This is a genomic window from Pseudotamlana agarivorans, assembly GCF_001642835.1.
GTDB lineage: Bacteria > Bacteroidota > Bacteroidia > Flavobacteriales > Flavobacteriaceae > Pseudotamlana > Pseudotamlana agarivorans.
In genome coordinates this window covers 110,427-136,335 of sequence record NZ_LXEI01000014.1, presented here as the reverse complement: position 1 = coordinate 136,335, position 25,909 = coordinate 110,427, and the positions used below count along the sequence as shown (strand labels likewise).

Below are 25,909 nucleotides of genomic sequence, written 5' to 3'. Positions count from 1 at the left end.
CTGTATAAAGTAGATTAGAAAAATTATTATTACTTTTTTATTCATTTTATTCAATATTTCACACAGTTTATATTACAAATACCTTTTCAGTTCTATTTACAATTCAAATTAAAAGGCATTATGTTATAATTTCTCCGTAAATATAAATGTAAAAAATCCTACAAAAAACAAAATCCCAATAGGCGTACCTATCGGGATTTAACTTGTATTTATGTTGTTATGAAGAGAGGTTATAAAGAATTTATTTATTTAGATTTTATCTTTTTTATTAATAAACATAGGCAGACTGTTTTAACACTTTTTGTTTAACCTCTCATTTTTTTAGTGTAATTATTTCTTAATAAATTTTCTAGTAATTATTTCATTGCTAGTTTTTATATTTAATAGATAAAAACCTTCACTCAAAGTAGATATATCAATATTTAAAATTTCTTTGCCGTATGATTTTAACTTTTGTCCGTTTATGGCATAGATAGACAACTCCGTTATTAATTCATTATTTGGATTGATTTGTAACGTGTTAGTAGTATAATCTATTAAAAAGGATATTTTACTTTCTTTATGAAAATCATTAATTGAAAGAATTTGATTATCTGTAATTGCAACATATTGGTTTCCTGATGTATTTGTAAAATTTCCAACAACCGCTAACTTATTATCATTTGTAATAACCATGTCTTGAATTATGTCATTCGCCATTAAAGAATTATCTCCACTTAGTTCATTCCAAGTATTACCATTGTAATTTGCTATGTATTTATTTCCCGATGAATTACCAAAACTACCACCAATATATATATTGTTGTTATTGTCAATATTTAAAGTGTATATGTATCCAGATTCAGAAAGTGAATTAACTCCTCCTAATTCACTCCAATTAGTGCCATCATATTTAGCAACAAAGTTATTGAAAGACCCATTAACCAAATATCCAGCTGTGTAAATATTATCATTAGCATCAATTTCGATTGCTTGTAAAGAATTAGCTCCAAAATCTGCAACTCCGCTTAGGCTAGGTAAGGAAGTCCAGGTAGTTCCATCAAATTTAGCTACATAAGCATTTCCATTATTTAAAAAATCTCCGACCACATAAGCATTATTTTGAGAATCAAATGCGATGTCATGAATTGAAGACCCATTTTCATTAAAAGAATCTGTACCTCCAAGCTCAGACCATGATGTTCCATCAAATTTGGCAACATAAAGAACATTGTTACTGTTTTTAAAATACCCTGCAGCATAAATATTTCCATTATTATCGGAAGTAACAATATTGATGGAATCATCAGCCTGTAATGAATTATCACCTCCTAATTGTGTCCAACTATTGCCATCATAAACAGCAACAAAGTTCATGCCTCCAGCAACATAAAGTTTTCCATTAGTAAAATGCATTGATTGGATTCTAGAACTAAAATAATTAGGGTTGCCAAGAATTGTCCAAGAAGTTCCGTCAAACTTTGAAACATATTGTTGATTTGATGAGTTTTTAAAATCTCCAGCAACGTATATATTTCCTGAATCATCTGTTTCAATAGCTAGTATGTCATCATTAGCTGTTAGAGAGTTGTTTCCTCCTAGTTCGCTCCATTGGGCTTGAGCAACATTAAATGCTAACAATAATAGAATAGTAAATAAAGTAAATTTTTTCATTTTAAGTTTTGATTTGGGTTAGGTTATTTAAAAATTGGTTTTGTGTAAAGGCAATTTATTTCTTCATCACACGCACATTCATTTCTTCAACTTTTTTATCAGATAGGATAGAAGGAGCTCCAAAGAGTAAGTCTTCGCTAGTTCCTGTTTTTGGGAAAGCCATCACCTCTCTAATGGATGCTTTTTTCTCTAAAATCATCATTAAACGGTCTACACCCCAAGCGATGCCGCCGTGTGGTGGTGCGCCGTAATGGAAGGCTTTATACATGGTGCCAACGCTTTTTAGCATCTCTTCCTTGTTGTAGCCCATGTTTTTGTATGTGGCTTCAAGAATTTCAGGTTTATGGGCACGTACAGAACCACCGCCAATTTCGTAACCGTTTAAGATTAAATCGTATTGTTGGGCGATAATGCTGCCTATTTCTTCCTCCTTGCCATTCATGTGCTTATCTAAATCGTAAATCGCAGGCATCGAGAATGGGTTGTGGGTAAAGGTCCAACGGCCTTCGTCGGTTTTCTCAAACATTGGGAAATCAATAACCCAAGCAGGTCTTAATTCCTTAGGATTGATTAAACGTAACATGCTTCCTAGTTCTTGACGTACGGCATCTAAGGCTTTGTTTGCAGTCGCATAATCGGCAGCAGAGAAGAACACAATGTCTCCAACCTGTGCTCCGGTTGTTTTTATAATACCTGCAGCAATTTCTTCACCTAAGAATTTAATGATTGGCGATTGTAAATCGTTTTCATTTACGATAATATAAGCCAAACCACCTAAACCGTGTTGTTGGGCAATGCCCGTTAACTTTTCAATTTGCCCTTTAGATAAGCGTTTGTTGCCTTGTTCTTCGGCAGAGACTTTAATACATTTTACAATACCACCTTCTTCAATAGGTTTGCTAAAGACTTGGAATGTGGTGTCTTTTACAATCTCGGTGATGTCTTGTAATTTCAATCCGAAACGTAAATCTGGCCGGTCGCAACCGTAATAATCCATGGCTTCTTGGTAGGTAAGCACTTCAAATGGATGTAAAATCCATTTTTTACCATATATTTTTTCAACAATCGCATTAAACATATTGGTGTTTAAATCGATGATTTGTTGCATGCTGGCATAGGCCATTTCAATATCCAATTGCGTGAATTCTGGCTGGCGATCGCCACGAGAATCTTCATCTCTAAAACAACGTGCTATTTGAAAATACTTTTCGTAACCCGAAACCATCAACATTTGCTTGAATTGTTGTGGTGCTTGCGGTAGCGTGTAAAACGAACCGGCTTGCTTACGGGTTGGTACGATAAATTCACGCGCCCCTTCATCGGTTCCGGCACTTAAAATAGGCGTTTCAATTTCTAAGAAATCTTGATCATCTAAAATATCGCGCATCATTTTAATCACCTTATGGCGATTTACAATAACACGACGCACATCGTCATTTCTGTGGTCTAAATATTTATACTGAAAACGAACATTTTCATTCGTTTTAGTGGCTCTTTTTATTTCGAAAGGCAGCGTTTTAGAAAGGTTTAATATTTCTAAATCGTTCGCCTCTAATTCGATTTTCCCGGTACGTAGAGCGGCGTTATAATCGTCTTCTTTACGCTGCATAACTGTTCCAGAGACACTAATTACCGACTCTGGTTTAAGTTTTACCAATTCATCTAAATTTGGGAATGACTCACGACTTAAGCGAACTTGAAAAATTTGTGTACTAGAATCGCGTAAATCGATAAATATTAATTCCCCATGATCACGAACACTAGATACCCAACCAGAAAGTGTTACTTTTTCTGAAATGCTTTCTTCTGAAATATCAGAAATTAAATGCGTTCTGTAGGTGTCTTTTATGACGATTGGAATTTGTGGTAGAACTTCTTCTTCCTTTTTGGCTGTTGGTTGCTGGTTGTTGGTTGCTGGCTGATGCGTATTTACGTCATCCGTCTTCGGACTTCCGCCATTATTCCCCGCAACGGCGCTCAAAATCCCTTCACGAATCACTTTTCCTGAAGCGCCTTTTCCTATTATCGCAATGACTTTTCCAACAAGAATACCTGCTTTACCTTGGTTCCCCGATTTAATATCGTTAGCAATGGCTTCATTTTCTGAAATGACTTTAGCAATCGCTTCCTCTATTTGAGATTCGGAAATGGTATTTTCTTCAAAATATTTATTGTAATCAAACTTACGGTCTTTTAAATAGGCGGTAATCGCATTCTGAACTAAAACAGAAGTGATTTTCTCGTCTTTAAAAAGCTGAAAGATTTCAATTAAGTGTTCAATACGGTGAATATCGGCATACTCATCGGCACCAATATTATTTACTAAAGTTTTAGCTACAAACGACGGATCTTTAATCACATTATTAATAGCAACAAAAGTTTCCGAACGTAAGGAATCGGCTGTGAAAAACTTAGCGTCTTGTGGTAAAACTCCACCTTTAATTAAGATGGACTCTACGGCATAAGGCAAAGTGCTTACATCGACATCAATCGATTCTACCACTTCTTTAATGCTTACAAAAGGTAAATCGGGCTCCGAAATAAAACGGTAATCAGCTTCAAATTCCTTTTTACGCATGGTTTTGGTTTGCTTCAATTCGGCATCCCATAAAACCGTGGTTTGATCTGGTCTAAATTCTTTGTTTTCGATGTAGTAATTCAGTTGTTTTTCAACCTCTTCTTTTAATGCATCGACCATAAACTTAAACGAGTTCAAGTTTTTAATTTCTGTACGCGGATTTAACTCGTAAGTATGTTTTTTACGAAGCGATACCGAAACATCCGATTTAAATTCGCCTTTTTCAAGGTTGGCTTCAGATATTTTTAAATTCTGAACAATACGCTGAATGTACTGCGCATAGGTTGAAGCATCTTCGATATGACGAATACAAGGCTCGGTTACAATTTCAATTAAAGGTACACCGGCTTTGTTAAAATCGACTAATGAGATTTTCTTCTCGTGCATCAATTTCGCGGCATCTTCTTCAATGTGTACCTGAGTTAAATTCACCGTAAATTGTGAACCATCATTACGGTAACAAGATACTTGTCCGTCAGGAATCACAGGGTTGTGAAACTGTGTAATTTGTATGTTTTTCGGGTTGTCTGGGTATTCGTAGTGTTTTCTATCCCAAGAAATAACTTCGTTAGAAAAAGTCGATTTTACCGCTTTTCCAAAGTAAATGGCCTTAGTAACGGCTTCTTTGTTAATGGCAGGTAAAACGCCCATTTGTCCAGTACATACCGAACATATATTTTGATTTGGTTGTTCTATTTCGCTATTGGCGCAAGAACAAAATAATTTGGTTTTGGTATTTAATCGAACGTGTGTTTCCAGACCGATTACTAACTCTAATTCGTGCTTTTTCAGCAAGTCGTTTAATTGTTCCAGTTCCATTATATCGTGTCTTTTAAGAAGTTAGCAAACTTCAAAACGAGTTCGTCATTATTTTTTGCAGCTGTAATTTGTAAGCCTGTTGCAGTGCCTTGTGGTACCGTTAACGTAGGTAATTGTCCTAAGCTAAAACCAACGGTATAAGCATCAGATAAGTACATGGCTAAAGGGTCTTTTAAGCTATCTCCAATTTTAGGTGGTGTGCTAGGTGTAACCGGTGAAAGGATGATGTCCACTTCATTAAAATCCTTCTCGAAATTTTCAGAAATTTGATCACGAAGGTTCAATCCTTTTAAATAGATTTCATCTGAAAATCCTTGAGATAGTACTTGGTTTCCACCAACAATTCTTCGTTTTGTTTCTTCTGAAAAATTCTCAGAACGGGTTACCGCGTAGGTTTCTTTTAAGTTTTCAGCTTCAATACGATTGCCGTAATTCGTACCGTCTAAACGCGAAAGGTTAGAAGCGGTTTCAGCCATAGCTAAAGTATAGTAAGTTGAAACCAAAGTATTCGATTCGAAGAAATCTAAAGCTTTCACTTCAATACCTTTGGCTTTTATTTTTTCGATAGCTGCTAAAAAATCAGCTTTTATTTCAGAATCAATCGCGTCGCTTTCAATAAAATTTTTGAAGTACCCGACAGTTTTAATGGTATCGGAAGATTGAATCGCTTCTGGAGTGATTTCCGCGGAAGCGTAAGTGGTTTGATCCTTAACATCTTTACCACTCATCACATTTAAAACAATGCGAATATCTTCAATCGATTTTGCGATAGGTCCAACACAGTCGGTTGACGAGGCATAAGCCATGAGTCCGTAACGTGAAATACGTCCGTAAGTCGGTTTTAAACCATAGACGTTATTGTAACCTGCTGGCTGACGGATAGAACCTCCAGTATCGCCACCAATTGAAAAAACAGTGTAGTCTTTAGCAACATTAACGGCCGAACCTCCACTAGAACCTCCACCCACTAAATCAGGGTTAATGGCGTTTTTGACGGCACCAAAAATGGTGTTTTCGCTAGAGGAACCGTGACCAAAACTATCGCAGTTTTCTTTAACCAACGGAATGGCTCCAGCATCCAATAATTTTTGAATGGCAGTTGCTGTATAAGCCGATTTGTAATTTTTAAGTAATTCTGAACTCGCTGTGGTAAGCGTGCCCTGAACCATGTAAACATCTTTGATACCAAAAGGAATGCCTTCCAGCAAACCAATGGTTTCGCCGTTGGCAATTTTAGCATCTACTTTAGCAGCTAGCTCTAAAGCTTTTTCGTCTAGTAAAGCATTTACAGTATGGTTGGTGTTTTGTTTTAAGGCGTCTAATTTACTTTGCACAAGCGCTGTACAAGTAATATCTTGATTCACCAATTGTTGGTGAATTTTGTGTATTTGAGAGTCCATAACTATTCTTCTATGACTTTAGAAACGACTAAATAACCGTTTTTTTCTTTAGGAAAGTTTTCAATAATGATTTGTTTTTCTAGCTCTGAACTGGCTATCACAACATCTTCTCTCAAATTATTTAAAGACACGCTATTATTATGATTATTATTAAAAGAATTATTATTGGTAAGATTGGCATTCTTAATAACCTCAAATAACTTGTTCACAGTCTCGGAAGGCTGTGCTCCTTTAATACTCGACAAAACGTCGACTGTCATAATTTTACTCATGTCTTTTTTATCTATTTTAAAGTGAAACTTTTAAGCGGGTAAAATTACAAAAGATTTTAGGTAGTTTTTGTAATACTAAGTGCAAAGTTAAAATTATGCTAGGATTATTAAAAAAAGGGAGTAAAGTGTTATAATCATTGAAATATTAGTAACAATGATGTGGGTATAATGCGTTTTTTGCTTTCAGATTGGGATAAAAATAGGCTGTGTGTCGTTTTTAGCGCTTAAATAGCTTAGAAAAGCATGGTTTTAAAGCCAAAATTTGGTCTGAAAAACCCTTATTTCAGGGCGATTTGATACTGTAAAACGGCCATGCCTTTATGGTCGATGTTCGTTAAAGATACGGCATCGAAAATCGGACGGGATTGATAACCTAAGCTTATTTTATTGCTATGCGAGCCATTTATTAGAAAGTTTACTGTAAAATCGTAAACCGTCATAGGGTCGGCTAAGGCGTCCCAATTTGCATGTTGGATGGCTACGTTTGGCTGTATGATTACAGGACTGTGGAAAACATTTTTTGCTTTAAATGCATAACCAAATTGCATGTACCAAGTGCTTCCGGTTCCCATCATAGGAAAGGCTATGCCTGGTCCGTTAAAATCACCGTTTTCTACATCGGAAGTTATGTTATTAGCTCCTAGGTTCCTTACATAATCTTTACCATAGTCGAAGTCGTAATAGCCTAAGTAAGCCGTAATGGCTTGTTCATGTTCTAGCGGTAAGTTTAAAAAAGAATCGATCGCCCAATGTTTCATGTCATAGAACGTTGCTAAGGGGTCTTGTGCATCACCGTCACTAAATGCTTTTTCTTGATATTGAAACCCTGCACCAATATTAAAAACTTTTTTGTTAGCTAAGTAGGTGCCCGCTTGGTAAGCTGATTTATTGGATTCGTTTTCAAAAAATTGATACTTGACATACGATGAGGTTTTCCAACGCGGTTTGTTATTTGCAAAATCCACTTTGCCATTTGGAGCCGTTGTTATTTCTTTAGGTTGATTAAGTGAAAACCTGTAATCGAAATGGCCTGCTTGGCCTTTAAACCAAACACCGAATTGGCGCCCTAAATCATCGTTTTTCTCCACCGTGTTTAAGGGGAATAGTGGTGAGTCGAGTCCCATTAGCGAATTGCTAGAGCGTATATTCCAACGGCTTAAGCCCTGCCAGCCAGATTTTCCCATGCCAACCTCCAGGTATTTCGAAAAGCTATATTCTACGTAAAAGTCTAAAATACGTATGCCCGCCGTATTGTGTCTTAAATTGTAATTGTTATCACCAAACATAGCTACGGCGTATACTCGTGGTGTGATTTGAGCTGAAATAGGTATTCTAATACGACGTATTGATACATCGGTAAAACTGGAAGTCGGTTCATTATTGATTATAGATCCGTTGTTTAAATCGGAGTAACGTAACCAAATTTGTGCGCGTAAATTCCAGTTGAATGATGGTTTAAAAGAAGCTTCTTTTTTTACTTCATTTGGCCGTATAATTGTGTCTTGCCCAAAAGAATATAGAGGAAGTACCAAAAGTATGAGAAGTAAAAATAGGTTAGCTAATTTTGTCATGGTTATGAATTCTGCCTTCAATCTCGTACAAAATTAAAATTAATACAGAGGCCGTCTTGTGATTTTCATCATATTTTAAAAAAAATGTGTTATTCTGAAGAATTTGACCGAAGCAGGTGGTAGATTCTTCTATAAAACATTTAAAATCGAAGCGATTTAAAGCAATTTGAGCGCGTTTTTTATTTTTAGATTTGACAATGGATGAAAAAGAGTGTTATTTCGTGTTTAAGGTGGTTTTTAAGCGATTTAAGCGTGTTTTGAATAATTAACAAATGTTGATAATTTAATGAGTCACTCGATGAAATGCTTTAATTTAAGGATATAAAGCCGTATATTTGTTTGTATTCAAAAGGATGCTCGATGGCATCTTTTTTTATGTGAACCAGCCCCAGTTTTAATCCGCATCTGCGAGATTAAAAAGGGGAGGAGTTGTTTCTGTTTTAGAACGAACTCTAATAAAAACTTAAAACCTAACATTAATTTAGAATCATAGATTATGAGCGAAGGAAAAGAAGAATTTAATAAGCATAATTATTCTGCTGATAGTATTCAGGCCTTAGAAGGGATGGAGCACGTACGTATGCGTCCATCCATGTATATTGGCGATGTTGGTGTGCGCGGACTGCATCATCTCGTTTATGAAGTTGTAGATAACTCGATTGATGAAGCTTTGGCAGGACACTGTAACAATATTACAGTGATTATTAATGAAGATAACTCGATAACCACAGAAGATGACGGACGTGGTATTCCTGTAGATTTACATAAGAAAGAAGGCGTTTCTGCCCTTGAGGTGGTAATGACCAAAATTGGAGCCGGTGGAAAATTTGATAAAGATTCATATAAAGTTTCAGGTGGTTTACACGGTGTTGGTGTGAGTTGTGTGAATGCTTTATCAGATCATTTAAAAGCTACCGTTTATAGAAATGGTGAAATTTGGGAACAAGAGTATGAGCGTGGAAAAGCGCTTTACCCTGTAAAAAAAGTAGGTGAAACCGATAAGCGTGGAACCATCGTTACTTTTAAACCAGACGCTTCTATTTTTACACAAACTTTAGAGTATAGCTACGATACACTTGCCAGTCGTTTACGTGAATTGGCTTATTTAAATAAAGGGATTACCATTCATTTAGTTGATAAGCGTTCGGTAAAAGAAGACGGTGAGTTTGAAGGTGAAACGTTTCATTCTGAAAATGGATTACCTGAATTTGTGAAGTTTTTAGATGCCACTAGAGAGCCTTTAATGAAAGACGTTATTGCTTTTGAAGGGGAGAAAAATGGTATTCCTGTCGAGGTTGCGATGCTTTATAATACATCGTATTCTGAAAATTTACACTCTTACGTAAACAACATTAACACACACGAGGGAGGAACACACTTATCTGGTTTCCGTCGTGGTTTAACACATACGCTTAAAAAATATGCCGATGAATCGGGGATGTTAGATAAGCTGAAATTTGATATTGCTGGTGATGATTTCCGTGAGGGTCTTACCGCCATTATTTCGGTGAAGGTACAAGAACCTCAATTTGAAGGGCAAACTAAAACTAAATTGGGTAACCGTGAGGTGTCAGCGTCTGTAAGTCAGGCTGTATCTGAAATGTTAACCGATTATTTAGAAGAACACCCAGACGATGCTAAAATTATTGTTCAGAAGGTTATTTTAGCCGCTCAAGCACGTCATGCAGCCCAAAAGGCTCGTGAAATGGTTCAGCGTAAAACCGTTATGAGTATTGGCGGATTACCTGGAAAACTGTCTGATTGCTCTGAGCAAGATCCATCAAAATGCGAAGTATTCCTTGTAGAGGGAGATTCGGCGGGTGGAACAGCCAAGCAAGGTAGAGACAGAGCTTTTCAAGCGATTTTACCATTAAGAGGTAAGATTCTTAATGTTGAAAAGGCGATGACACACAAAGTTTTTGAAAACGAAGAGATTAAAAATATTTTCACGGCGCTTGGTGTAACCATAGGGACCGAAGAGGATAGTAAAGCTCTAAACCTTTCAAAATTACGTTACCATAAAGTGGTTATTATGTGTGATGCCGATATTGATGGTAGTCACATTGCAACCTTAATCTTAACCTTCTTCTTTAGATATATGAAGGAGCTTATTGAAAACGGACATATTTACATTGCAACGCCACCTTTATATTTAGTTAAAAAAGGAGCTAAAAAGCAGTATGCTTGGTCGGACAAGGAGCGTGATGCTATTATTGCCGAGTTTGGAGATGGTTCAAAAATCCAACGTTATAAAGGTCTTGGAGAGATGAATGCTGAACAACTTTGGGATACCACAATGAACCCTGAATTTAGAACCATGCGTTTAGTACAGATTGATAACGGTACGGAAGCCGATAGAATTTTCTCTATGCTTATGGGTGATGAGGTACCGCCTCGTCGAGATTTTATTGAGAAAAATGCCATTTATGCTAACATTGATGCATAAATAAAACCTATAAATAACTAAGCCTTGTGTTTAGTGATAAATTTGTAGCCCTATCACTTTTGTGATGGGGTTATTTTTTTTGCCATACTTTTTTAGATTCAAAGCGGTTTGATGAAAATATTTGGGTTTAATCAGCATTTTGATCGCTTAATGGATAATTTCTGAAATTTTAACATAAAATTTTTAGGTACTCTCAAAAAAGAATTGAATTGCCTATTACTTTTTTATTAAAAGGGTTTTAATTCGTAAATTAGCACGGTTTGAACTATAATGAGTTGTATTTCGAGCTTAAAAACAAATTAAATACTAATAATAAATAATAAAAAAAATGAAAGTAACTGTAGTAGGAGCAGGAGCAGTAGGTGCTAGTTGTGCTGAGTATATTGCTATTAAAAATTTCGCTTCAGAAGTCGTAATTCTTGATATTAAAGAAGGTTTTGCTGAAGGAAAAGCAATGGATTTAATGCAATGTGCATCTTTAAATGGTTTTGATACTAAAATAACTGGTGTAACTAACGATTATAGCCAAACAGCAAATAGTGATATTTGTGTGATTACTTCAGGGATTCCACGTAAACCAGGTATGACTCGTGAAGAGCTTATCGGTATTAATGCTGGTATTGTTAAAAATGTATCAAAAAGTTTACTTGAGCATTCTCCAAACATGATTCTTATTGTGGTTAGTAATCCAATGGATACCATGACCTATTTAGCACATAAAGCTACAGGAATGCCAAAAAATAGAATTATTGGTATGGGTGGTGCTTTAGATTCTGCTCGTTTTAAATACCGTTTAGCAGAAGCTTTAGGTGCGCCTATTAGTGATGTAGATGGAATGGTAGTTGGAGGACATAGTGACACAGGTATGGTGCCATTAACAAGTCACGCTACTAGAAACAGTATTAAAGTTTCTGAATTCTTAAGTGAAGAGCGTTTAGCACAAGTTGCTGAAGATACTAAAGTTGGTGGAGCAACATTAACGAAGTTATTAGGTACTTCTGCATGGTACGCACCTGGAGCAGCTGTATCAGGAATGGTACAAGCTATTGCTTGTGATACGAAAAAGATTTTCCCTTGTTCTACTTTCCTTGAAGGAGAATATGGTTTAAATGATATCTGTATCGGTGTACCAGTAGTATTAGGAAAAGATGGTATCGAAAAAATAGTTGATATTCCTTTAAGTGATGCTGAAAAAGCACACATGAAAGCTAGTGCTGAAGGTGTAGCAAAAACAAACGGATTGTTAGAGCTATAGGCTGAATAATCTTTATAAATAAAAAACGTCTGAAATTAATTTTTCAGACGTTTTTTTATGATTGAAATGGTATAAACTCAAATTAAAGGCCTACAACCTTCAAGGCTTGTTTTAGTAATTTTGGGTTTTTAGCAATGTAATCAATCGCATAAGTAGCTAAAGCATTGTCGCCTAAGATAGATTTCATAAGATCTGTATTTCCTGAGCTATTAGAGGCTAAATCTAAAATAGATTTTGACGTTTCAGGGTTTGATTTTAAGTAATCAATTGTTTTAGATTGTAAATCTTTATCAGTAAGTAAAGCTTTTTCAACTTTTTCAGTTTGAGATTCACTTAATTTCGTTGTTGTACTGATGCTTTTTAGATCAGAAGAACTAATTGGAAGTTGTGCAGACATTGTAAATGCCGAAAACATAAGTCCTAATGTTAACCAGATAACTTTTTTCATATTGTTTTGTTTTTTTTGGTAAAAAAGGGTAGAACTCAGTCTACCCCTTATTTTATAAATTTTTAATTATTTGTAGGAGTGGCTAGTTTATCCATTACTTTATCTAAACTAAAACTTGCTGCTTTAGCTCTAGGCGGATAATCTTTAAATGTTCCTAGGAATTTAGCAACATAAGCTTGTGCCGGTACAAGTAAAAATGCGTGATCTAATAACCAATCGTAATAGGTGTTTGATGTGATGCTTGCAAACTCATAAGGGTCTCTTCTTAAGTTGTAAATCATTGGTAAACGTAATACAGTAAATGGCTCAGCCCATACTTGTAATGTTCCAGGACTTCTTTGTTCCATGAAAATTAATTTCCAATCATTGTAACGTAACGCAGTTAAGTCACCATCATCAGAGAAATAAAATATTTCTTCACGTCTTCCTTTTTTCTCCTCACCTTTTAAGTATGGTAACATGTTGTAACCATCTAAGTGTACTTTAAAGGTTTTACCGTTTGCAGAGTGACCTTTTAATAGTTTTTCTTTTACCTTATCATCTCCAGCAGCAGCTAAGAAAGTAGGCATCCAGTCCATGCCAGAAAAGATATCGTTAGCTACAGTTCCTGCAGGGATTTCACCTGGCCATCTTATCATAGCTGGTACTCTCCATCCACCTTCCCAGTTGGTATTCTTTTCTCCTCTAAACGGATTGATACCAGCATCTGGCCATGTGTTTTTGTGTGGTCCATTATCTGTAGAATACATCACAATGGTATTGTCAGCAATTCCTAATTCATCTAATAAATCTAAGAATAAACCGATATGCATATCGTGCTCAACCATACCGTCACCATATTCATTTTGTCCAGAAATTCCTGTATGCTCTGCTTTTACGTGTGTTCTAAAGTGCATACGTGTACCATTCCACCAGCAGAACCATTGTTTTCCTGCTTTGTGTTGTTTTCTAATCCAGTCCATGGCAGCTTTTGATGATTCGTCATCAATAGTTTCCATACGTTTTTTAGTTAATGGTCCAGTATCTTCTACTTTACCATCAGCAGTTGAGTGAATCACTCCTCGCGGTCCAAATTTCTTTCTAAAATTCGGGTATTTAGCTGGGTCTGGGTAATCTCTTAATTCTGGTTCTTCTTCAGCATTTAAGTGATATAAGTTACCGAAGAACTCATCAAAACCATGGTTTGTAGGTAAGTGCTCATCACGATCTCCTAAGTGGTTTTTTCCAAATTGACCTGTGGCATAACCTAATGGTTTTAGAAGTTCGGCAATAGTAGGGTCTTTTTCACTGATACCTTCTTTTGCACCTGGCATACCAACTTTACTTAAGCCCGTACGAAATACGCTCTGGCCTAAAATGAAAGATGAACGACCAGCAGTACAACTTTGCTCGGCATAGTAATCTGTAAACATGGTGCCTTCTTTGGCGATACGGTCAATGTTTGGGGTCTTGTAGCCCGTAATTCCAAAGGTATAAGCACTAATATTGGATTGTCCAATATCATCCCCCCAAAGGACTAGGATATTCGGTTTTTTTTGAGCCGTAACAGATGATGCAAGAAGGGAGAACATCATCAGAACTCCAAGTTTTCGTAAATTTGTCATAAAATAAGGATTGATTAAAGCTTAAAGGTAATTATTTTGATTATATTATATGATTATAAATAGTGTTAAAAGATAGTTATTAAATGTAATTTGCTACTAATTTGTGCGTTTTGAGCCCCTTATCATTTTTGTTAATTAGCATTTTCTTCTTTTAAACCATAACTTATTTTAAATTTCGGGAAAGTTCCGGTGTTTTCGGGATCTTTAAGTTTTCCTTTTTCGATTTCAATTTTGCTGAATGGGGCTTGTGCTTTAATATAGCTTTCAGTATTCTGAATTAAATGAGTTTCAAAAGCTGTAACGAGGCTATCTTTTTGAGTTTGACTTACCAGTTTGTTTATGGCGCCGTTAAAATCTAACGAATCGGACTCTACTTTTTTTAATACGAACTTTTCGAATTCTTTTTCTTGTTTCTCGAAGTCTTTACCAGTTTCTTGTTTAAATGATTTTCCTATTTCAGCTTTAGCCAGGGCTTCAGCTTGTAGGTTTCTATCAGAGAAATACGTTAGATTAATTTTTAAGTCTGGTTTTTTCTGTTCTAGTTCTATGAGTTTGCCTAGCTGTTTATATGCTTTTTCAGTAGGAATACTGTCGGTATAAGTCAAATCGATTTCTTCCAAGTCCTTTTTTTCACCGCCTACTAAGCCAACAAGAAAATTTACAGGGGCAGCAACGGTTTTTCCAATTACATTTTTAAAGGTCTGCCAAACAATTTTACCGACGTTAATATCTGGGTCGTTTAGATTGCCACGTACTGGAACATCTAGATGGATGTCACCGTTTTTATCGGTAAGCAGGAAGAAGGCAAATTTTAAAGGCAAGTTATAGAGTCCGCCCTTAGTGTTTTCTAACGAAGCATTTTTTACCAGTAATTTGTTTTCACTTTCAATTTGGCCATCTACTATTTTAGATTTGGAAGTATAATACATGTCACCTTGTAGGATACTATGTCCCATATAATAATTTGTATAGATGTTTAAATCTGGTAGTAGAAAGTTTTCAATCGAAATATCTAATGTCGAGTTGTAATAATCATTTGGGTTAATGCCTAAATTGGCTTTTAAAGTGCCTCGATTATTAAGTAGCATGGTGGAATAAATATCGATCCAATTAGTGTTACTTGTAATGGCTTTAGAATTAATTTCAATCTCACTTAAATGGTAGTTAAATGGTTCTCCTGTTAAATTATCGGTATAGTCTAAAATGCCGTTTTGAACGACTAGGTGATTTATGGCGTAATGCAATTCATTATCAGAAGAGGTATTGGAATTAGATAAGGTGTCGCCTTTATTTTCTACAACTTCAGGTGTTGCTGTGTCTAATTTAAATATTCTTAAAAAATTATTTGATGTAGAATCTAGTTGAAAAAAGGAATACGAACCGTTTATTTTTAAGGTTTCAAGAGTGTATGAGCTGTTAAAATAATCGATTTCTTTTAAATCGGATGCAATGTGTTTTGCTGCTAAAAATGGCTTGTTGTAAGTATCGGTCATTTCAAAATTACTGATATCAACCTTGCCCGATACGATTGATTTTAAAGCTTCATTAGTATTGCCTTTAATTTGTATTTCAGAATTTATAAGCCCTTCTAGACTATTAATATGAGCGTGCTCGGCAACGTATTCGTAAAAAGGTTTTAATTGTAAGTCGCTAATGGTGAAATGAGCATCAAATTCGCCGCTCGAAGGATGTACATTTAATATAGATTTAAAATAACCTCCATTTTTCAAATTGAATTTTAGGTCGGCATTACTTTTTTCTTCCTGATCCCAACTAACGTAGGGGATGATAAAATCGAAGTCTTCAATATGGGTTTCCTTATTAATGTTTTGATCATCGAAATAGAAATTAGCATGTTTTAATGAAATATCTGAAACGCTAAATTTTAGTGGTTCCTTTTCTTTCTCAGTAATGGTGTCTGTACTAGAATGAAAGGCAAGAAGATCATCAAAATTAAAAGTAGAATCTTTCATAACTGTATTTACAGTTAAATGGCTGAGGTAAAGTTTATCGATTTCAACTTTATCTTTAATAAGTTTAAGCGGGTTTAAATTTAAAATAAAAGTGTCTAATGAAACGAAATAATCTTGTTCGTTAGCCTCAAATAGTTTAAAATCGTAAACCTTAACTGTACTTGTGAAGTAGTTGTACTTTAAATCTCCAATGTTAATTTGTCTACCTAAGAGGGCTTTACTATTTTTTATAGCGTAGTTTTTCACTAGGGTAGGAAGTATGGCTAGCGCAATTAGAATAACGCCTAAAATAGAAAGAATGACGATTTTTGTTTTTTTATTCATTCGAGTCCTTTTGAATTATTTCAAATGAGAAAAGCTTTCAGTCATTGGTAATAAAAAAAAACAAGCTTATTTAAATAATTATAAGCTTGTTTTTTTTGACCTATTGCATGCTTTATTTAAGTGATATTTATTCTTCTTTTACTTCAACAATTTCATACATGTCTTTACCGTCTACTTGTATTGGTTGGTAATAGGTTTCTCCAAATTGTACATAAGTCACATCACCTATTTTTACTTCCTCGCCACCTTCTGGTAATCCAGGAACAATGGTTCCAGCTGTAGCAGGAACTACAATATAGCCATCTTTGTTTTGCTCATAAAAAGCGCCACCGTAATAGTAATTGTTGGTTTCGTTAACTTTAACTTCTTGAGCTTCTTTTGGGATGGAAGGAACTTGCGCGCCAACAGGTGCTTGAACAGCAACAAAGCCTTCTTCTGTTTTTAGGTAATAGGTACCATTATCATAATGATATTCTTCTTTTTTGTCTTCTTCGTTGTCACTAATAATAGCTACAATGATAGCAGTTCTTGCTAAAGAGGCTACAAAATATCCCCAAGGATGCCACACAGGCCCCCAGTAATAAGGTCTGTAAGGGTGGTAATAATATGGTCGGTGACAATAATATCCACGACCACCGTAGCGATATGGAGGTCTTGTGTAACGCACATGACTTGATCTTACACGGGTATTTCTAATATTGTTGTTATGGTGGCTGTTATTTACGTTAATATTAACATTGTTATTACCGATATGCGTTTTGTTACCAATTTTATTTCCGCTGTTATTCCCTATTTTATTGTTAGAGGTACGCTTTACAGTTGAGGTTTTTCTATTAGTACTAAGGTTAGGTCTTGTAGTTGATTTATTCGTAACTTTTCCCTTTGAATTTCCAGAAAAGCTTCGACTCTTATTAGCGCTTCCACCATTAATAGTTCTTTTAGGCGTGGCTCTATTGGTTGTTGTTGCTCTATTGTTGGATCTGCTTGGCGTGGTTTTAGGTCTCGACATGCTGTGGCTAGCACCCCCACCACCTCTAGACATGGTTCTGCCGCCTCCACGTGAAGCGCCATGACTCATGCGTTGAGCTATCAGATCGGTAGGAAAAGCTAAAGCTAAAAATACGAGAAGAATGCCTAATTTATGTTTTATGTTTAATGAATATGTGGTCATGATAATGATGTTTTATTGATTAAGAATTCCCCTTTTTTAATATGCTAATTAGTTTTGCATTTGGAGGCGCTAAGAAATGAAACTTCGATTCTGGGATAACGGGATTTAATGTCCAGTTGCTAAAAGTAGACTCATATTGCAAATTAGATTTGTTTTTATAAATAATAACAAAGTGTTTTGGTAAAACGTCGGGTTGAGCTGAAACCCATATTTGCACATTTAAATTTTTATTGATGGCCTGAATGTGGTAGCAGTCTTCTCCTTTTAATGTTTTTCTTCCTAAGAATTTAATACTATCAAAGGCTTCTATTAAGTCATCAGTAAAGGCAGGATAGAAAAAATCGGCTGCAGGAAACTGGAAATCATATTGATGGTGCATGTCATCTATCATTTCTAGTGTGGTTTCTGGAGCTTCTAAGGTCACATAGTTGTTTTCATTGTAGTTGTAATAAGTAATGAATGAGCCATCATACCAATAAGCTAGGTCTTCATCTGACCCATTGACACGAATATGAAGTTTGTCTGGTCCAGAAATTGAAATATTACTTTCGTGATATTCTTTTATAATGTCTTTGTCCTCATTAATTTTATCGTTAGAACTGCTTAAATGAAAATTAACAGACTCTAAATCCCCGATAACAGCACTCATTTTGTCAAGAATGAAGATGGCTGTCGAGTCAATTTCTTTGGTGGTTTGAGCAAACCCCAAGGAGGTGATAAGGAGGAGGGTAAGCGCGAATAAATGGTTTTTCATAATTTTTGAAGGTTTTTTAGTGTTTTATGAACAACTTTAATGAATTAATTTGAAGCCATGTGCTAAAGCTTGTTAAATGATTGTAAATTAAATAGTAGACATACAGCCATGGCGTATTGTAAATATAAGAAAAATCGTGATATGTAAAGCTTTAATTACCGCTTAAGGCAATAAACGGTGTTTTGAAAGGATAAAGAGGTTTGTTTTAGTAGTCTCAATGCTATTTTGTAGTGAACTGAATGCTGTCACCAATTTTAAGATTCCAGATGTTGACCAATCCCGCATTAATTTCTAAAACAAACTGTGCAGGAACATTAGATGGTAATGAAGATTCATCGAATGGCTTGGCGTTTTCTTGAAAACTTACAATTTTTTTGTTCGCGGCGATATAAACTAAGTCTAATGGGATCTTAGTGTTTTTCATGTAAAAAAAGCGCTCTTGTTCATCATCAAAAACAAAAAGCATGCCTTGGTTTTTTTGCATAGAATTTCTATACATTAATCCAGTTTGAATATCAAAATCGGTGTCTGCAATTTCTATGTCCAAAGTGGTTTTTGGTGTGTTTTCCGTGCTAAAAATAGTGAGTTCACCTTCTTTGCTAAACGACACCTCGGTTTGTTTAATGTCTTTTTTTTGGTCTTTACATGCTGAAAGGACTAATAAAGCTAATACAAAACAAAGGTGTCTTTTGAGGAACATATTATTTTACTTGAGATTTTGGCTTGTAAACAAACATGAAATAGAGTCCTATTAATACAAACGGGATACTTAACCATTGTCCTGTGTTAAGGTTCAACCAATTAATGTATTCTTCGCCTTGAGGCTCTTTGGTGAACTCAATAAAGAATCGGATGCTCCATAAAAGGACTAAAAACAAGCCGAATAAAAATCCTGTTTGATCTTTTTTAGTGGTTTTAGAATAGAAATACCATAAAATTAAAAAGACAAAAATGTAACAAAACGACTCGTAAAGTTGCGAAGGGTGTCTGTAAGGCACAGCATCTAATAAGTTTTGGAATTTAGGGTCCGTGGCAACGGCATCATAGGCTTTTTGTACGTCATTGATACCTGTAAGCTGCATTACTTCTCTCTTGTAATATTGGTCTTGAATAAAGCGTACTCCAAAATTAGAATCGGTTACCTTACCTATAATTTCAGAGTTTATAAAGTTTCCAATACGAATAAAAATGGCTCCAGACGCTACAGGAATTACAACGCGGTCTAAAATCCAAAGCAGTGACTTGTAGTTATACTTTTTACGGTATAGATACATGCCAATAATAATTCCAATTGCAGCACCATGACTAGCAAGTCCTTGAAACCCTGTAAACTCAAAACCACCCTTGAACTTGAAAGGTAAAAAGATGCTAAAAAAGTCTTCTGATATCAATTCCGATTGATAAAATAATACGTGGCCTAATCGAGCCCCAATCATGGTGGCTAAAACCGTGTAAATAAAAAGCGGATCTAGATAAGTTAGAGATACTTTTTCTTTGGTAAAAATGCGTTTCATGATATACCATCCTAGAATAAACGCAGTAACCCACATGAGGCTGTAAAAGTGAATTTTGAAACTTCCTGCGATATCTATTCCAGAAATAGGATTCCAATCAAATTTTAATGCATGCATAGATTTTGAGCTTATTTTATTTTAAAAGTTCTAAAACTTCAACTTCAAAAATGAGGTTTGATTTACCAGGGATCCCTTTAGTACCGCTATCGCCATATGCTAAATGATACGGAATAAATAAAGTAGCTTTATCGCCAACATGTAATTGTTGTAAACCTTCTTTAAATCCGGGAATCATGTGAGCATTGGGTTTTAGTTCGGCAGTGATAGGATGATATTTGTTGGCAAATTTACGTTTTTTATTTACGGCACCAAGGGCTTCAGCGACATCTAATTTACTAGTGCCAATTAATTTTCCGTCAACAAAAAACACCGAATAGTCCACGAGTGCTTTGGAGTTTTTAGGAAGTTTTTTTCCTTCGCCTTTTTCAGAGATATAAAACTGTAATCCAGAATCAAGGGTAGTCGCTTTTGCTTTTTGAGCTTCAAATTTATCGTGAGTAGCCTTTAAGATAGCAGCTGCTTTTTCAATTTTCTCCTTTTCGAGACGTTCTTGCTCAGCAAAATGTTTTTGAAAAACTTTTGGTGCATTAAACGATTCTGCAGCTTTTCCTTTTCGAATAATTCTAACATGCTTTAAAACCACATCAGTTAGGGGGCTGTGCTTGTCGTTAGTTTTAACATTCGAAATAGAATCTAAAACATCAAGACCTTCTATCACTTCACCAAAAACAGTATGCACATGGTCTAGATGCGGTTTGGCAATATCGGTGATGAAAAACTGACTCCCATTGCTGTTCTTTCCAGGATTGGCCATGGAAAGCATGCCAGGTTTGTCATGTTTTAAATCGGAGTGAAATTCATCCATAAAACGGTAACCTGGATTTCCTTTACCAGTACCGGTTGGATCGCCCCCTTGAATGATAAAGTCGTTCATGACACGATGAAAAATGGTGCCATCATAATATTTTTTGTCTTTGTAAGGTGCTTTCACCAAGGTGTTCGTGCCTTCGGCAAGTGAAACGAAATTGGCTACAGTTACAGGTGTTTTTTCAAAACTAAGCTTCGCTAACATGGTTCCTTTTGAAGTTTCAAGCTCCGCATACAGGCCATCTTCAAGTTCTGGGTAGGAATGATCCTTGCAAGAACTCAAGCCTATGCAAAGGAGTAATAGGAAAACTTTAATGGATTTTTTTAAGAGATTCATTCGTTTTGGGTGATTGAATTTACAGTGACTTCACAAACTAGTGGCACATTGCTACCAATTTTATTGTTATCGCCATAATAACCATATGCTTTTTGAGAAGGGAAGTAAAAGGTTACGGTTTCGCCTGTCTTCATAAGCTTCAAACCTTCACGAAGTCCTGTGAATAGCTCTTCTTTATCCATGGCGTAATTTTGTGTGCGTAATTCTTCAGCAGAATAAATTAACTTACCATTTAGGGCTTTTACATTGTAGTTATAATTCACTAAATCACCAAAATCGGGTGTTGCTAAAGTATCGGCCTCAATTTTATTGTTGTAATAGTACCAAAAACCGCTGTCAGAAGCCAGATAGTCTTGTTCTTGTTGCTTTAAAAGGTTCTCGATAGTAGCGTGTTCTTTAGCATTCAGTTTTTTATTACGTTCTACAGAGGCATTAATAAATGAACCTGATTTTACTGAAACAGGTCGACGTGGTTCAGGTGTTTTGCAGCCTAAAACAGTGAGTGCTAAAGCGAATATTAGAAGTTTATGCATGGTTTAAAGCTTGGTTATAACTAGGCAATATACTAATAAATTTTTCAATTGTTTTATTTAATGATATCTCACTTCGTCCACCGGCAGCATTGGTATGGCCACCTCCGTTAAAATGAGTACGTGACATATCGTTTACTGAAAAATCACCTTTAGATCGTAACGAGATTTTTATAATACCCTCCTGTTTATCTTCAATGAAAATAGCTGCGAGGATGATGCCGTCTAAAGATAGTGCATAGTTTACAATGCCTTCGGTATCGCCCTTTTTGTAATTGAAACGGTTAAGTTCCTCTTGAGATAAAGTAATATAAGCCGCTCGCGATTCAGGAATCACTTTTAAGTTGGTTAAAGCGCAGCCTAATAGTTGTAGGCGCTCGTAGCTGTTGGTGTCGTATACATTGTTGTGAATGTCTGAGTTTTGTGCGCCTTTATCAATAAGCTCAGCAATAATACGGTGGGTTGTACTCGTCGTACATGAAAATCTAAATGATCCCGTATCCGTCATAATACCTACATATAAACAAGTTGCGATTTGGGCATCAATGAGGTTTGCGTCTCCTAATAAATCAATAAAATGGTAAACCATCTCGCAAGTAGAACTCATACTAACATCACTATACATATAAGTGGCGTAATCGTCTGGCGCTTGGTGGTGGTCAATCATAATTTTTAAAGCCTTACTTTCAGATAAAACCTGCTCCATGTTTCCTGTGCGATGAAAGGCATTGAAGTCTAAAGTAAAAATAATATCAGCCTCATTAATGAGAGCTTCGGAAGCACTGGTTTGCGCATCGTAAATTAGGATATGATCATTTCCAGGTACCCATTTTAAAAAATTAGGGTAGTCGTTTGGTACGATAACTTGCGCTTTATGCTGGTGCTTTAATAAATAATGGTAAAGTCCTAATGTGGATCCAATAGCGTCACCATCAGGGTTTTTATGGGCAACAATGACTATTTTTTTTGGGGTTGCTAGTAATTGTTTTATGCTTGAAATATCTTGATTGTTCATAGGGGGCGAAGATACGATTTTTTAAAACTGGATTTATTGCTTTTTTATATAAATAGGTTACTTTTGCAGCCGAAACGGTAAGAAGGTTTATCGGTTTGTTTTCAGGAAATTATCATTTAATGAAAGCATATTTACATAGAAATTAATAAAAATAAAATTTAAAAAATGGCAACAAATAGAACATTTACAATGATTAAGCCAGATGCGGTTGAAAAAGGACACATTGGAGCAATCTTAGAAAAAATTTCTTCTGCGGGCTTTAAAATTGCAGCCTTAAAATTAACACAAATGACAAAGGCTGATGCCGAAGCTTTTTATGCTATTCATAGTGAGCGTCCGTTTTTCGGTGAGTTGGTAGAGTTCATGACTCGTGGCCCTATTGTAGCTGCCATTTTAGAAAAGGAAAATGCTGTTGATGATTTTAGAACTTTAATTGGTGCAACAAACCCAGCTGAAGCTGCTGAAGGAACTATTAGAAAATTATACGCAGCCTCTATTGGAGAAAATGCCGTTCACGGTAGTGATAGCGATGAAAACGCTGCTATTGAAGGTGCTTTTCACTTTGCAGGAAGAGAGCAGTTTTAGTATAAATAAAACTCTAAAGATATTGAAAGTCCGAAGCCAGTTGGTTTCGGATTTTTTTTTGTGCCTGATAAAAATAATCTAGGGAAGAAGCGTCCATAAAAAAAGCCTATCAAAATTTGATAGGCTTTTATTGTAATTGTTAAATAGTATATCGTTAGACTACTTTTACGTTTACGGCGTTTAATCCTTTTCTTCCTTCTTGAAGATCGAATTCTACAACATCACCTTCACGAATTTCATCGATAAGTCCTGAAATGTGTACGAAATGTTCTTTGTTGTTGTCTTCTTCAACGATGAAACCAAATCCTTTAGAATCGTTGAAAAATTTTACGGTACCTTTACTCATTGTATTTGTATTAAAATAATTTAAGTTTCAAAGATAATGTAAATAATTGTACCAAGATGTTTTTTATCAAATATTTTGAAATTTATTATTTTGTGTAATTATCTTAAAATCAATTTTTTAATTATTTCTTTCCCTAATTCTTCATTAAGCATGGTAATTATTTTTTGTTTGCCGTAACTTAATTCTTCTCTTAATACACTCGAGTTCAGTTGAATGTAAAGCGTGTCTCGTTCAAGGTTTACAGAAGAGGTATAATTATTAACGCCGTTGCCCATAAGTTTTGCCCAAGCATCGGCAACATTTACTTTGTTTAGCCCTTTTTCTAATCTGTTGGTTTCTACAAATTCTTTTAGGGCGTCAGAAATACTCAGGTGTTCGTTGTTGCGTTTGGCCATGATTATAATTTAAATATTTCGTAAGATTGATGTACTTGTTTTACGGCTTTTTCCGTGCGATCAGCATGGGTGTCACTAATAAACAACTGTCCGAAATTTTCATCATCTACTAATTTAATGATTTGTGAGACACGTTGTTCGTCAAGTTTATCAAAAATATCATCTAAAAGTAAAATGGGATTTACACCACTTAGGTTTTTTAAAAAATCGAACTGCGCTAATTTTAGGGCGATTAAGAATGATTTTTGTTGGCCTTGGCTACCAAACTTTTTAATAGGGTGCTCCTCGATGTTAAAATTTAAATCATCTTTATGAATGCCAACACTGGTGTATTGTAGTGCTCGGTCCTTACTTAAAGCTGTTTTTAAAAGTGTTTGTAAATCGTTTTCTTCTAATTGACTGCTATATACTAAATTGACGAGTTCCTTCCCGTTGCTTATGGCCTCGTAACGCGATTTAAATATCGGAATAAAGGTTTCTAAAAAATGCTTGCGCTTTTCGTAAATCTGGGCGCCAAAATTATTAAGCTGTTCGTTGTAAACTTCTAAGGTGTCTGTGTTAAAGGTGTGGTTTAGAGCAAAATATTTTAGGAGAGCGTTGCGCTGTGCTAGGGTTTTGTTGTAGCTTATTAATTGGTTGAGGTAGTTTTTGTCGCTTTGCGATATAACACTGTCAATAAATTTTCTGCGTGTGTCGCTGCCTTCAATAATAAGGTCTCTATCGGCTGGCGAAATAATAACTAAAGGCAAAAAGCCAATATGCTCACTAAACTTATCGTAAACTTTACCGTTACGCTTAATCACTTTTTTTTGACCGCGTTTTAAGCTAATGGCAATTTTTTCAACTTTATCATCCTTTTCATAATCCCCATTAATCACAAAAAAGGCTTCGTCATGCTTAATATTTTGTGAAGCAATAGGGTTAAAATAACTTTTTCCAAAGGATAAATGATAAATAGCATCCAACACATTTGTTTTTCCAATACCATTATTTCCAACAATACAATTTATTTTGTCGTTGAAAACAAACGATTTGCTGTCGAAATTTTTATAATTGAGAAGAGAAAGTGATTTTAAAATCATATAAATAGCAACTTAACGAAGGTTTTGGAGCTTTACCGATAAAAAGAAGTGCAAATTATTGAAAAATATCAAATAAATACGCTTTTAGTTATAAAGAAAAATTATATTTTTGCGCGACATTAAATTAGACGGAATACATGGCAACTTATAACAAAAGAGGTTACAAACCAAAAACAAAGGAAGAGAAGCAAACGAATATTGAGGAAGAATCAACTACAGCCGAGGTATTTAACGCCCTTGATGAGTCAGCTTCTAAAACGGAAGACTTTGTTGCGAAAAATCAAAAATACATTTTCATTATTATCGGTTTAGTAGCTATCGTGGTTTTGGGTTCTTTAGGATATAAAGAATTTATTTCTAAGCCTAAGCAAACTTCGGCAATGAACGATATGTTCCAAGCTCAAAAGTATTTTGATCAGGCGGTTACAGGAACAAAAAAAGATTCTTTATACAATTTAGCACTTAACGGTGGTGAAGGTAAATTTGGAATGCTTGATATTATCGACCAATACAGTGGAACGCCTTCTGCTAATTTAGCAAACTATTACGCAGGTACAGCTTACCTAAGATTAAAGGATTACAAGAATGCTGTAAAGTATTTAAATGACTTTAATAGTGAAGATGAAATTTTAGCACCTTTAGCTAAAGGTAATATTGGTGACGCTTTTGTTCAATTAGGACAAAAAGAAGATGCTTTAGGTTATTATGAAGAAGCTGCTGAAATGCGTGACAACGAATACACGACGCCAATGTACTTATTTAAAGCTGGAACTATCGCTTTAGATTTAGGTCAAGCCGATAAAGCTTTAACTTACTTCGAAAGAATTAAAGATGATTATTCAAATTCTTCTGAAGCTGCTAAAGTAGAAGTGTTTATTGGAAAAGCAGAAGTGTTGGCAAACAAATAAAT

The 25,909-nt window shown here is 35.3% G+C and carries 22 protein-coding genes; 4 read left to right on the top strand and 18 right to left on the bottom strand.

Translation table 11 applies throughout. The features are described 5' to 3' along the window. Positions 1 to 330: 330 nt before the first annotated feature. The 5 genes from A6I66_RS13775 to A6I66_RS13755 all read right to left on the bottom strand — a co-directional run bounded on the left by A6I66_RS13775 (position 331) and on the right by A6I66_RS13755 (position 8,293). A complete protein-coding gene (locus A6I66_RS13775; RefSeq protein WP_169815735.1) occupies positions 331 to 1,620 on the bottom strand; it encodes a T9SS type A sorting domain-containing protein in 1,290 nt (429 codons plus the stop codon). Between the two features lie 88 nt (positions 1,621 to 1,708). Then, a complete protein-coding gene (gene gatB/aspS, locus A6I66_RS13770) occupies positions 1,709 to 5,050 on the bottom strand; it encodes a bifunctional amidotransferase subunit GatB/aspartate--tRNA ligase AspS (RefSeq protein WP_067150512.1) in 3,342 nt (1,113 codons plus the stop codon). Next, a complete protein-coding gene (locus tag A6I66_RS13765; protein WP_067150508.1) occupies positions 5,050 to 6,450 on the bottom strand; it encodes an amidase family protein in 1,401 nt (466 codons plus the stop codon). The genes gatB/aspS and A6I66_RS13765 overlap by 1 nt, the downstream gene beginning before the upstream one ends. A 2-nt stretch (positions 6,451 to 6,452) precedes the next feature. After that, positions 6,453 to 6,722, bottom strand: coding sequence for an Asp-tRNA(Asn)/Glu-tRNA(Gln) amidotransferase subunit GatC (locus tag A6I66_RS13760; RefSeq protein WP_067150505.1), 270 nt, complete (start codon positions 6,720 to 6,722; stop codon positions 6,453 to 6,455). Between the two features lie 278 nt (positions 6,723 to 7,000). Beyond that, positions 7,001 to 8,293, bottom strand: coding sequence for a hypothetical protein (locus A6I66_RS13755; RefSeq protein ID WP_067150502.1), 1,293 nt, complete (start codon positions 8,291 to 8,293; stop codon positions 7,001 to 7,003). 496 nt (positions 8,294 to 8,789) lie between these two features. On the opposite strand from A6I66_RS13755, the gene gyrB reads away from it, so the two are divergent. After that, positions 8,790 to 10,739 carry a DNA topoisomerase (ATP-hydrolyzing) subunit B gene (gyrB, locus tag A6I66_RS13750; protein WP_067150499.1) on the top strand — a complete coding sequence of 650 codons (1,950 nt, stop codon included), beginning with the start codon at positions 8,790 to 8,792 and terminating at the stop codon, positions 10,737 to 10,739. A 328-nt stretch (positions 10,740 to 11,067) separates the two neighbouring features. Continuing rightward, on the top strand, positions 11,068 to 11,994 hold the full coding sequence (mdh, locus tag A6I66_RS13745; RefSeq protein WP_067150496.1) for a malate dehydrogenase: 927 nt from the start codon (positions 11,068 to 11,070) through the stop codon (positions 11,992 to 11,994). Positions 11,995 to 12,076: 82 nt separating this feature from the next. Here the strand turns inward: mdh and A6I66_RS13740 are convergent, their stop codons facing one another. The 10 genes from A6I66_RS13740 to A6I66_RS13695 form a co-directional block, all read right to left on the bottom strand. Beyond that, on the bottom strand, positions 12,077 to 12,442 hold the full coding sequence (locus A6I66_RS13740; protein WP_067150493.1) for a hypothetical protein: 366 nt from the start codon (positions 12,440 to 12,442) through the stop codon (positions 12,077 to 12,079). 62 nt (positions 12,443 to 12,504) lie between these two features. After that, positions 12,505 to 14,046 (bottom strand): arylsulfatase, encoded by a 1,542-nt coding sequence (locus A6I66_RS13735; protein ID WP_067150490.1) that lies wholly within the window; start codon positions 14,044 to 14,046, stop codon positions 12,505 to 12,507. Between the two features lie 131 nt (positions 14,047 to 14,177). Then, on the bottom strand, positions 14,178 to 16,343 hold the full coding sequence (locus A6I66_RS13730) for a DUF748 domain-containing protein (RefSeq protein ID WP_067150487.1): 2,166 nt from the start codon (positions 16,341 to 16,343) through the stop codon (positions 14,178 to 14,180). Between the two features lie 127 nt (positions 16,344 to 16,470). After that, positions 16,471 to 17,514, bottom strand: coding sequence for a DUF6515 family protein (locus A6I66_RS13725; protein ID WP_067150484.1), 1,044 nt, complete (start codon positions 17,512 to 17,514; stop codon positions 16,471 to 16,473). 19 nt (positions 17,515 to 17,533) lie between these two features. Beyond that, positions 17,534 to 18,268, bottom strand: a complete 735-nt coding sequence (locus A6I66_RS13720; RefSeq protein WP_067150481.1) for a DUF2092 domain-containing protein — start codon at positions 18,266 to 18,268, stop codon at positions 17,534 to 17,536. A gap of 220 nt (positions 18,269 to 18,488) precedes the next feature. Beyond that, positions 18,489 to 18,968 carry a DUF192 domain-containing protein gene (locus A6I66_RS13715; RefSeq protein ID WP_067150478.1) on the bottom strand — a complete coding sequence of 160 codons (480 nt, stop codon included), beginning with the start codon at positions 18,966 to 18,968 and terminating at the stop codon, positions 18,489 to 18,491. 1 nt (position 18,969) lies between these two features. Then, positions 18,970 to 19,899 carry a prolipoprotein diacylglyceryl transferase gene (gene lgt / locus A6I66_RS13710; RefSeq protein WP_067150475.1) on the bottom strand — a complete coding sequence of 310 codons (930 nt, stop codon included), beginning with the start codon at positions 19,897 to 19,899 and terminating at the stop codon, positions 18,970 to 18,972. 16 nt (positions 19,900 to 19,915) lie between these two features. Then, on the bottom strand, positions 19,916 to 21,046 hold the full coding sequence (locus A6I66_RS13705) for a peptidylprolyl isomerase (RefSeq protein ID WP_067150472.1): 1,131 nt from the start codon (positions 21,044 to 21,046) through the stop codon (positions 19,916 to 19,918). Continuing rightward, positions 21,043 to 21,579 carry a gliding motility-associated peptidyl-prolyl isomerase GldI gene (gldI, locus tag A6I66_RS13700; RefSeq protein ID WP_067150469.1) on the bottom strand — a complete coding sequence of 179 codons (537 nt, stop codon included), beginning with the start codon at positions 21,577 to 21,579 and terminating at the stop codon, positions 21,043 to 21,045. The genes A6I66_RS13705 and gldI overlap by 4 nt, the downstream gene beginning before the upstream one ends. After that, on the bottom strand, positions 21,572 to 22,591 hold the full coding sequence (locus A6I66_RS13695; protein WP_067150466.1) for a DHH family phosphoesterase: 1,020 nt from the start codon (positions 22,589 to 22,591) through the stop codon (positions 21,572 to 21,574). Before A6I66_RS13695 ends, gldI begins: the two co-directional genes overlap by 8 nt. A 165-nt stretch (positions 22,592 to 22,756) precedes the next feature. Here A6I66_RS13695 and A6I66_RS13690 point away from each other — a divergent pair, with 165 nt between their 5' ends. Further along, on the top strand, positions 22,757 to 23,176 hold the full coding sequence (locus A6I66_RS13690; RefSeq protein WP_067150463.1) for a nucleoside-diphosphate kinase: 420 nt from the start codon (positions 22,757 to 22,759) through the stop codon (positions 23,174 to 23,176). Between the two features lie 154 nt (positions 23,177 to 23,330). On the opposite strand, the gene A6I66_RS13685 is transcribed toward A6I66_RS13690, so the two are convergent. The 3 genes from A6I66_RS13685 to recF all read right to left on the bottom strand — a co-directional run bounded on the left by A6I66_RS13685 (position 23,331) and on the right by recF (position 24,999). After that, positions 23,331 to 23,522 (bottom strand): cold-shock protein, encoded by a 192-nt coding sequence (locus tag A6I66_RS13685; RefSeq protein ID WP_067150460.1) that lies wholly within the window; start codon positions 23,520 to 23,522, stop codon positions 23,331 to 23,333. 98 nt (positions 23,523 to 23,620) lie between these two features. Continuing rightward, positions 23,621 to 23,917 carry a DUF721 domain-containing protein gene (locus A6I66_RS13680; RefSeq protein WP_067150457.1) on the bottom strand — a complete coding sequence of 99 codons (297 nt, stop codon included), beginning with the start codon at positions 23,915 to 23,917 and terminating at the stop codon, positions 23,621 to 23,623. A 2-nt stretch (positions 23,918 to 23,919) separates the two neighbouring features. Beyond that, positions 23,920 to 24,999: a DNA replication/repair protein RecF gene (gene recF / locus A6I66_RS13675; protein ID WP_067150454.1), complete on the bottom strand. Its 1,080-nt coding sequence runs from the start codon at positions 24,997 to 24,999 to the stop codon at positions 23,920 to 23,922. 137 nt (positions 25,000 to 25,136) lie between these two features. Between recF and A6I66_RS13670 the strand changes: the two genes are divergently transcribed. Continuing rightward, positions 25,137 to 25,907 carry a tetratricopeptide repeat protein gene (locus A6I66_RS13670; RefSeq protein WP_067150451.1) on the top strand — a complete coding sequence of 257 codons (771 nt, stop codon included), beginning with the start codon at positions 25,137 to 25,139 and terminating at the stop codon, positions 25,905 to 25,907. The last annotated feature ends 2 nt before the right edge of the window (positions 25,908 to 25,909 follow it).

Excerpts from the sequence above, each read along its gene's own strand:
- gatB/aspS (WP_067150512.1), bottom strand. The coding sequence starts at position 5,050 with ATGGAACTGGAACAATTAAACGACTTGCTGAAAAAGCACGAATTAGAG.
- A6I66_RS13740 (WP_067150493.1), bottom strand. The coding sequence starts at position 12,442 with ATGAAAAAAGTTATCTGGTTAACATTAGGACTTATGTTTTCGGCATTT.
- A6I66_RS13705 (WP_067150472.1), bottom strand. The coding sequence starts at position 21,046 with ATGAATCTCTTAAAAAAATCCATTAAAGTTTTCCTATTACTCCTTTGC.
- A6I66_RS13735 (WP_067150490.1), bottom strand. The coding sequence starts at position 14,046 with ATGACAAATTTACGAAAACTTGGAGTTCTGATGATGTTCTCCCTTCTT.
- A6I66_RS13765 (WP_067150508.1), bottom strand. The coding sequence starts at position 6,450 with ATGGACTCTCAAATACACAAAATTCACCAACAATTGGTGAATCAAGAT.
- A6I66_RS13755 (WP_067150502.1), bottom strand. The coding sequence starts at position 8,293 with ATGACAAAATTAGCTAACCTATTTTTACTTCTCATACTTTTGGTACTT.
- A6I66_RS13670 (WP_067150451.1), top strand. The coding sequence starts at position 25,137 with ATGGCAACTTATAACAAAAGAGGTTACAAACCAAAAACAAAGGAAGAG.
- A6I66_RS13760 (WP_067150505.1), bottom strand. The coding sequence starts at position 6,722 with ATGAGTAAAATTATGACAGTCGACGTTTTGTCGAGTATTAAAGGAGCA.
- A6I66_RS13685 (WP_067150460.1), bottom strand. The coding sequence starts at position 23,522 with ATGAGTAAAGGTACCGTAAAATTTTTCAACGATTCTAAAGGATTTGGT.
- A6I66_RS13725 (WP_067150484.1), bottom strand. The coding sequence starts at position 17,514 with ATGACCACATATTCATTAAACATAAAACATAAATTAGGCATTCTTCTC.
- A6I66_RS13695 (WP_067150466.1), bottom strand. The coding sequence starts at position 22,591 with ATGAACAATCAAGATATTTCAAGCATAAAACAATTACTAGCAACCCCA.
- A6I66_RS13690 (WP_067150463.1), top strand. The coding sequence starts at position 22,757 with ATGGCAACAAATAGAACATTTACAATGATTAAGCCAGATGCGGTTGAA.
- A6I66_RS13730 (WP_067150487.1), bottom strand. The coding sequence starts at position 16,343 with ATGAATAAAAAAACAAAAATCGTCATTCTTTCTATTTTAGGCGTTATT.
- A6I66_RS13720 (WP_067150481.1), bottom strand. The coding sequence starts at position 18,268 with ATGAAAAACCATTTATTCGCGCTTACCCTCCTCCTTATCACCTCCTTG.
- recF (WP_067150454.1), bottom strand. The coding sequence starts at position 24,999 with ATGATTTTAAAATCACTTTCTCTTCTCAATTATAAAAATTTCGACAGC.
- gyrB (WP_067150499.1), top strand. The coding sequence starts at position 8,790 with ATGAGCGAAGGAAAAGAAGAATTTAATAAGCATAATTATTCTGCTGAT.
- lgt (WP_067150475.1), bottom strand. The coding sequence starts at position 19,899 with ATGCATGCATTAAAATTTGATTGGAATCCTATTTCTGGAATAGATATC.
- gldI (WP_067150469.1), bottom strand. The coding sequence starts at position 21,579 with ATGCATAAACTTCTAATATTCGCTTTAGCACTCACTGTTTTAGGCTGC.
- A6I66_RS13680 (WP_067150457.1), bottom strand. The coding sequence starts at position 23,917 with ATGGCCAAACGCAACAACGAACACCTGAGTATTTCTGACGCCCTAAAA.
- mdh (WP_067150496.1), top strand. The coding sequence starts at position 11,068 with ATGAAAGTAACTGTAGTAGGAGCAGGAGCAGTAGGTGCTAGTTGTGCT.
- A6I66_RS13715 (WP_067150478.1), bottom strand. The coding sequence starts at position 18,968 with ATGTTCCTCAAAAGACACCTTTGTTTTGTATTAGCTTTATTAGTCCTT.